Source organism: Psychrobacter cibarius, from assembly GCF_904845955.1.
GTDB classification, from domain to species: Bacteria; Pseudomonadota; Gammaproteobacteria; order Pseudomonadales; family Moraxellaceae; genus Psychrobacter; species Psychrobacter cibarius_B.
The window spans coordinates 1-6,775 of sequence record NZ_CAJGYX010000014.1 but is presented as its reverse complement, the minus strand read 5'-3'; the positions used below and the strand labels follow the sequence as shown (position 1 = coordinate 6,775).

General features: G+C 43.4%; 3 protein-coding genes. 1 reads left to right on the top strand and 2 read right to left on the bottom strand.

From position 1 onward, the window contains the following. Window positions 1-90: 90 nt before the first annotated feature. Both JMV76_RS14320 and JMV76_RS14315 read right to left on the bottom strand, forming a co-directional pair. Window positions 91-804, bottom strand: a complete 714-nt coding sequence (locus JMV76_RS14320; protein WP_201501925.1) for an HAD family hydrolase — start codon at window positions 802-804, stop codon at window positions 91-93. Window positions 805-924: 120 nt separating this feature from the next. Then, on the bottom strand, window positions 925-1,938 hold the full coding sequence (locus JMV76_RS14315; RefSeq protein WP_201503144.1) for an RluA family pseudouridine synthase: 1,014 nt from the start codon (window positions 1,936-1,938) through the stop codon (window positions 925-927). A 1,210-nt stretch (window positions 1,939-3,148) separates the two neighbouring features. Between JMV76_RS14315 and JMV76_RS14975 the strand changes: the two genes are divergently transcribed. Further along, on the top strand, window positions 3,149-6,775 hold a 3,627-nt coding region (locus JMV76_RS14975; protein WP_227690443.1), incomplete at its 3' end, for an Rne/Rng family ribonuclease.

The window sequence follows — 6,775 nt, the reverse complement described above, 5'->3', positions numbered from 1 at the left end:
ATAAGCCCTTTTTTTATTATCATTTTTAGCATCTAAAAAGATTTTTATTTAAGCACCTTTATTTAAGCACTTTTATTTAAGTGCTTTTATTTAAGCACATAGTAGCTCAGCCAACGCTTGTGGCGTGTCAACCTGATACGTGGGTTGCTGTGCGGCGAGCTCTGCAGGTGATGCTGTACCATAATTCACCGCAATACTGGTCATGCCCAGTCTCGTTGCCATTTGGATATCGTAGATACTGTCACCGATGAAAACAGCATCGGCGATTTGCTGCTGCGTATAATCCAAAATATCGGTCAACATCTGCGGGTCAGGTTTTGAGCCTGCCTCATCGGCACAGCGGGTCATCACAAAATAATGGTGGCTCTCTGAAGCATCTAATACGCGGTCTAAGCCCTTTCGCTTTTTACCAGTTGCAACCGCGAGGCTTTTACCTTGGGCTTGTAGGGTCTGCAACATCCCTTCTATCGGCGCAAAAAGCGGCGTACTGTGGCTGTTGGCAATATAGTGGTCTGCGTAGCTTTGCTGAATCGCAAGCTTTTGCGTGTCATTGGCTTGCGGATACAAAACCTCAATGCCATTCATTAAGCTCAGCCCAATGATGTCTTGTACTGCTTTATCGGTCGTCTGAAAACCATGCGCCTTTCCTGCCACATGCATTGACTCAACGATTAATCCAATGGAATCCATCAGCGTCCCATCCCAATCAAAAATAATCAGCGTCTTATCCGCTAAACGATGACTGGCTGATAACTGAGTTCCTTTGGAAGCGCTAGAGATACTAGCGACAGATTGATTGCTCATAAATAGACCTTAACGAATATCAATAATAAATGGTAGATACGAAAACGTCACGGCGACTTATTAAGAAAAATAAGTGTTCGTGACGTTTAAAGTTAATGCTTAAAAATTTTATTTGGCGACTTATTCAGGTAATTTAACTTGCTCTGGCAACCAATCTGCCATGTCATCTGGTAGCGGTGCGGTAATAGTTTCATAGCCTGGAATGTCTAAACGCCACGCATGCAGACACAGGCGATGGACGCCTGATTTATCATGCACATTATATTTATCATCACCCAAGATAGCGTGACCAATATGAGCCAAATGCACACGGATTTGATGAGTGCGACCGGTCAGTGGTTTGGCTTCAATTAAACTAACTGGCTGATCAGCAATCATAAAACGACCATGAACGACGATATCCGTCTGGCTGTCTTTAGATTGCGGATCTTGCGCATCTACTTTGACGCGGCGTTCACCACTAGCAACTGTATAGCGTAGCAATGAGGCATCAATGCGTTGCTCATTTAATGCTGGCTGACCTTTGGCGATACATAAGTAATGCTTTTGGATGGTTTTATCGACGAGATGCTGTTGCAACGCTTTTAGCGCTGAGCGTTTTTTAGAAATCATCAATAGACCTGAAGTGTCTTTATCAATGCGATGTATCAGCTCTAGGTATTTTTTACCTGTCACGCTTTCACGCATGGCTTCGATAACACCAAAGTCCAAACCACTGCCACCATGAACGGCGATGCCAGAAGGCTTATTCAGTACTAGCATTCCTTCGTCTTCATACACTACGCGCGCTAACAAGCTTTTAGCAAACTCGGCACTGATGATTGGTTTTTCGCGGGTAGCGAGTACCACTGGCGCGATACGTACCACGTCTTCACGCTGTACTCTATCATGCGCTTTGCAGCGTTTATTATTGACCCGAATCTCATCTGAGCGAATCATTTTATAGATATGCGGTTTTGGCAAACCTTTTAAACGGTTCAGTAAGAAATTGTCTAAGCGCTGATCGTGTTGATGGCGGGTTACTTCAAGATAATTTACCTTACCAAAGTTGCTGATTTCATCATCAGCGCTTTGCGGGCGTGTTTTACTATTAAAAATAGCAGGGGCTTCATGGGTAGGTGCGTCGTCAGTCATTTTTGGCTTCGTCATTTTTAGTTAGGTATTTACAGAAAGATTTGCTATAGTTTAGCATGTTGAGCGACAATTAAGCAGAGACTGCAGCAATAATCATTGTTGTTGTTCTAAATAGCGCATTACCATTTTTACGAACTTTTAGTGAAAAGGTATTAGCGGTATGCCCTGCCAACATTGTATGTTTAATCGAATTTTAGGGCGCAGTATCTGTTTAGAAATATCACTTGTAGATATTTATAGATATGTCCCCATAAATTGTAAAATGAAAGTATCGTACTGACTTTACTCAGTACCATAGAATAAATAGTGACACTAAATACCTTTGTGTTCATAAATTCAGCGTTGATAAGTTTGGCTAAGCGCCTGTTTATTGACCGATAATGACACTACATTGACTCACAACCTGCATGACAACGACTTTATTTGATAATTATTCATGATTTAATGACTGGTTATCTGGCGGTCCTTTACGCAAGTGTAGTTGAGCAAGTATGGGTTGTTTAGCATTAGGATCGAGAAGTATATCGATAGCTGCCTACGTATTGGTGGTCAAACAGATAACGATAAAAAAGATATGAATACAGCACCACACCGATAGTTTGGTCATTTATTCTGTTTGCCAAGTACGCCCCGCTGATCACCGGAGCCGCGACACCTAACCGTAAAACACCCAAGATATTATTGACGTTATACCAGAAAGAACGATAAATAAAGAGTGACCAATTGCTTTACCTAAACAAATAATTGCTGAATATCACCATTTCATATAATGGTATTTATAACAGCGATATTATTGCTAGACTTTGATGGATGGATTGCAGCAGCATAACGCCTTTTGAGTATCAGTATATTGAATCTCGTCACTGCCCGTCGCCTGCTCTTACAAAGTAAGCTGGCATGACTACCAATAAAGCTTGCTGATAGTAAAACTGAATCGCATGCTGACGCATTAATATTTGTACCAAACCTATCAATAATAGGATATAAATAGATAGCCTTACACCCTATAAATTTTATATTTACGTTAGTTTTGCTAACACACTTTAGGTAAAAAACAAGCCATTGACAAAGCCCAAGTGCTTTATTAACCCATGATTTACGTTCTATCGTTGATTAACATCTGCCCATGCTAATTTAAATATTAGCCATACTTGCCATTGCGCTCTAAAGCCCGTCTCGTCGTTGTTATGCGTACTCATAGGATACAAATATGAAACGCATTTTGATCAACGCTACTCAAAACGAAGAAATTCGTGTCGCCTTATGTAAAGGCAATCATCTTTACGATTTCGATCTTGAAAACCGTACTCGTGAACAAAAAAAATCCAATATATATAAAGGTCATGTAACCCGTGTCGAGCCATCGCTTGAAGCGGTGTTTGTCGAATACGGCTCACAGCGCCAAGGTTTTTTACCAATTCGTGAAATCTCTGCTGAATATTTAAGCGGTAATCCACGTGACGAAAACATCAAAAAACTGATCAAAGAAGGCGATGAATTAATCGTCCAAGTCGAAAAAGAGGAGCGCGGTAACAAAGGCGCTGCCCTATCGACGTATGTCTCATTAGCTGGTCGTTATCTGGTATTGATGCCAAATAACCCTCGTGGCGGCGGTATCTCACGTCAAATTTCAGGCAAACTTCGTGAAGATATGAAGCGTATGCTAAGCAATCTTGATTTGCCAAAAGGTATGAGTGTCATCATTCGTACTGCGGGTATTGGTAAAACTCAAGAAGACTTACAGCACGATTTAAACCACTTGCTGAATATCTGGCAAGCCATTCAAGAACAAAATCAAAAATACCCTTCACCGCGCTTGGTACATCAAGAAGCAGGCGTCGTAACCCGTGCTGTCCGTGATTATCTACGTGATGATATCGCTGAGATTTGGATTGATAATGAAAACGCTTATATTGAAGCCGCTGGCTTCATCGATGCGGTTATGCCAAAACAAGCAGAAAAGCTACGCAAATATACCGACTATGAGCCCATGTTTTCGCGCTTTAATATCGAAAAGCAAATCGAAACCGCCTATCAGCGTGAAGTGCGTCTGCCATCAGGCGGCTCGATCGTCATTGACCAAACAGAAGCACTAGTCTCTATCGATATCAACTCAGCCAAATCGACCAAAGGTTCAGACGTTGCCGAAACTGCATATCACACCAACCTAGAAGCAGCCGATGAGATTGCCCGTCAGCTACGTTTGCGTGATATGGGTGGTTTGATTGTCATTGATTTCATTGATATGAATGACAATAAGCATCAAAAAGAAGTCGAAAAACGTCTGATTGATGCCACTAAATATGATCGTGCACGTGTGCAATTTGGTGATATTTCTAAGTTTGGTTTGATGGAGATGAGCCGTCAGCGTCTACGTCCTTCACTAGAAGAATCAACCGGCTATATCTGCCCACGCTGCCATGGTAACGGCATGATTCGCGATTTGCGCTCATTGTCACTATCAATTATGCGTCAGATTGAACAAATCGCGCTAAAAGAACGTCAAGGCGAAGTACAAGCAGAAGTTCCAACAGATATCGCCGCCTTCTTATTAAACGAAAAACGTGATGCCTTAGTTTATCTTGAGCAAGACAGTGGCACGCGTATCACGATTTTGCCACACGCGCATTTAGAGTCGCCTAACTTTAAACTACACTTTAACCGTGATGGCTTTGCGCCTTCAAGTTATGAGCGTATTACGGATACAGCCCAAGAACATAGCGATTTGGGTTATGAAGTTGACTGGCAAACGGCTGAAAAAGAGCGTCCAGAGCAACAGCCAACGCGCCAGCCACGTCAGGTAGCGAGCAATGATACTAATACTGCTAGCCAATCAAACAAACCGACCAGTACAGCTGATCATAGTAAACACAGCAACGACCATCGTAACAATAAAAATACGACCAACGTTTCATCGGCGCGCGCGCCACAAGCAAACAACAACCAGAGTGTGGCAGCCCCTGCCCCTGTTGCTCCAATAGCAGCAACTACAGCTCCTGCACATGTTGAGACAGCAGCTCAGCCACAAGCAGTGGCGTGGTTATCAAACCTATTTGCGCAAGCACCACAAGCCTCAACGACGCCTAGCGTCAGTAGTCGTGATGCAGCAGAAGCCATTGAAGCACTAGTAAATAATGGCGCACAAAGCTTAGGCTCATTTGGACAAGTGGATAGCAGTGCCCTGAGTAATTCATCAACGGGTGCATCGAACAATGTACCAGCAAATCAGCAGAACAGTCAGAAAAATGACGAACAACCGTCCGACAACAACGCCAATCGTCAACAAGCGCGTCGTAGCTCAGACAGCGACACCGATGATGATAGCAGTAATGAAGATAGAAGAAGACGTAAGCCACGTAAATCTAGATCATCTAAACCTCGTCAAAGAAAAGATCAGGCAGAAGAGTCGAGCAATGAAGTAAGCGGCGATACCGAGAACAACACCTCAAATAATGCGGCAAATAACGCTGATGACAAGCAGGCTGACAATCGAAACAAACGTCAGCAGGAGACCAGACGCACGAATGAGCGTAACCGCAACAATCGTCAAGACAATAACCAGCAAAACAGTAATCGTCAAGACAGTAGCCACCATGCAAACGAGCGCAATGATGATGCTGATAAAGACAGTAATACGGCAGATGAGCAAACTCGTGCGAAGCGTAAATCGCATAATCAACGCGGTTCACGTGGCAAGTTAGAGCGCGGCGAGACACTAACAGCTGAAAATATTAAGCAACCCAATCAGCAAGCGACGACAGGTGCAAACGGCCGAAAAAATCACTCTAACACGCGTCGAAATCAAGATCCTAATGAAGTCGTGCTACAGGTCAATGAAGCAGCCATTGAGCTGAAATCGCCAGAAGTCGTGCACTTGTCTCTAGATGACAGTAAGTCTATACAGACAAAACCTCAGTCTACTGAAAAGCAAAAGTCAGTAAATGATGTTAATAAAGAAAGCAGCAAAAAAGAAGCTCATACACAGCAAAGTGATAATCAGCAGAGCAATGACAAAAAAATTGCTCCTGAAACAGCTGCTGTGAAGGGTAACGACGAAGGCACTGTAGCAACACATGATGTTAATGTTAGCACCACTGAGGACAAGGGACAAAATAATGCCCCGAAAACAGACAGTAACACTGCTGACAAAAAACCTGCTCTAGATGAGCAACCAGCATCTAACAGCGTTACCAAAGACCAAACTGACCATTCAAAATCTGTGGATACTGACGTGGACAGCGTAGCAATAACGCCAAAACAGCCCGAAGCAGAATCGACAGAAAAAGCGAATAGTGACACTGTTGACGCTACCGACAGTGACGCCGATGTTAGCAATGCCAATGACAGTCATAGCGCAAGTGGTCATAGCGCAAATGATAAGAACAACTCAGCACTGGCACTAACGCACGAAGCATTATTTGCCAAGCGCTACGTGACTGCTGAGAAGTTTGGTCAGGCTAGCAATGATCCACGTGTGGTTCGTAGTCAGCAAGTGCAAGCAACTGAACAACCACCAGTAGCTGAGCCTGCAGTAGTAAGCCCATCGACTATTCGTGGCACCGTTGGTGATTTTGTTCGTAAAGCATTAGTAGATGCAGAAAGTCGTTTGAAAAATGACGGTGTCATTAGTTGCTTTATTGCTGCTATCGATGCACATACGCAGCAAGCAAAATCAGCTAACAAATCAGCTAACATTGAAACGAGCGTCACACCGACTGCTGATACTAACGTTGAGGACAGCAATTTCGACTTTAGCAACTATGGCTATCAGCCATTGGCGGCAGATTACCTGACTCGCTTTGAAACGATGACACAAGCGGTCAGTCAGTTTGCGGCA

What these genes read in the sequence shown, in the direction of transcription:
- JMV76_RS14315 (WP_201503144.1), bottom strand. Translation starts at nt 1,938, where the DNA reads ATGACTGACGACGCACCTACCCATGAAGCCCCTGCTATTTTTAATAGT.
- JMV76_RS14320 (WP_201501925.1), bottom strand. Translation starts at nt 804, where the DNA reads ATGAGCAATCAATCTGTCGCTAGTATCTCTAGCGCTTCCAAAGGAACT.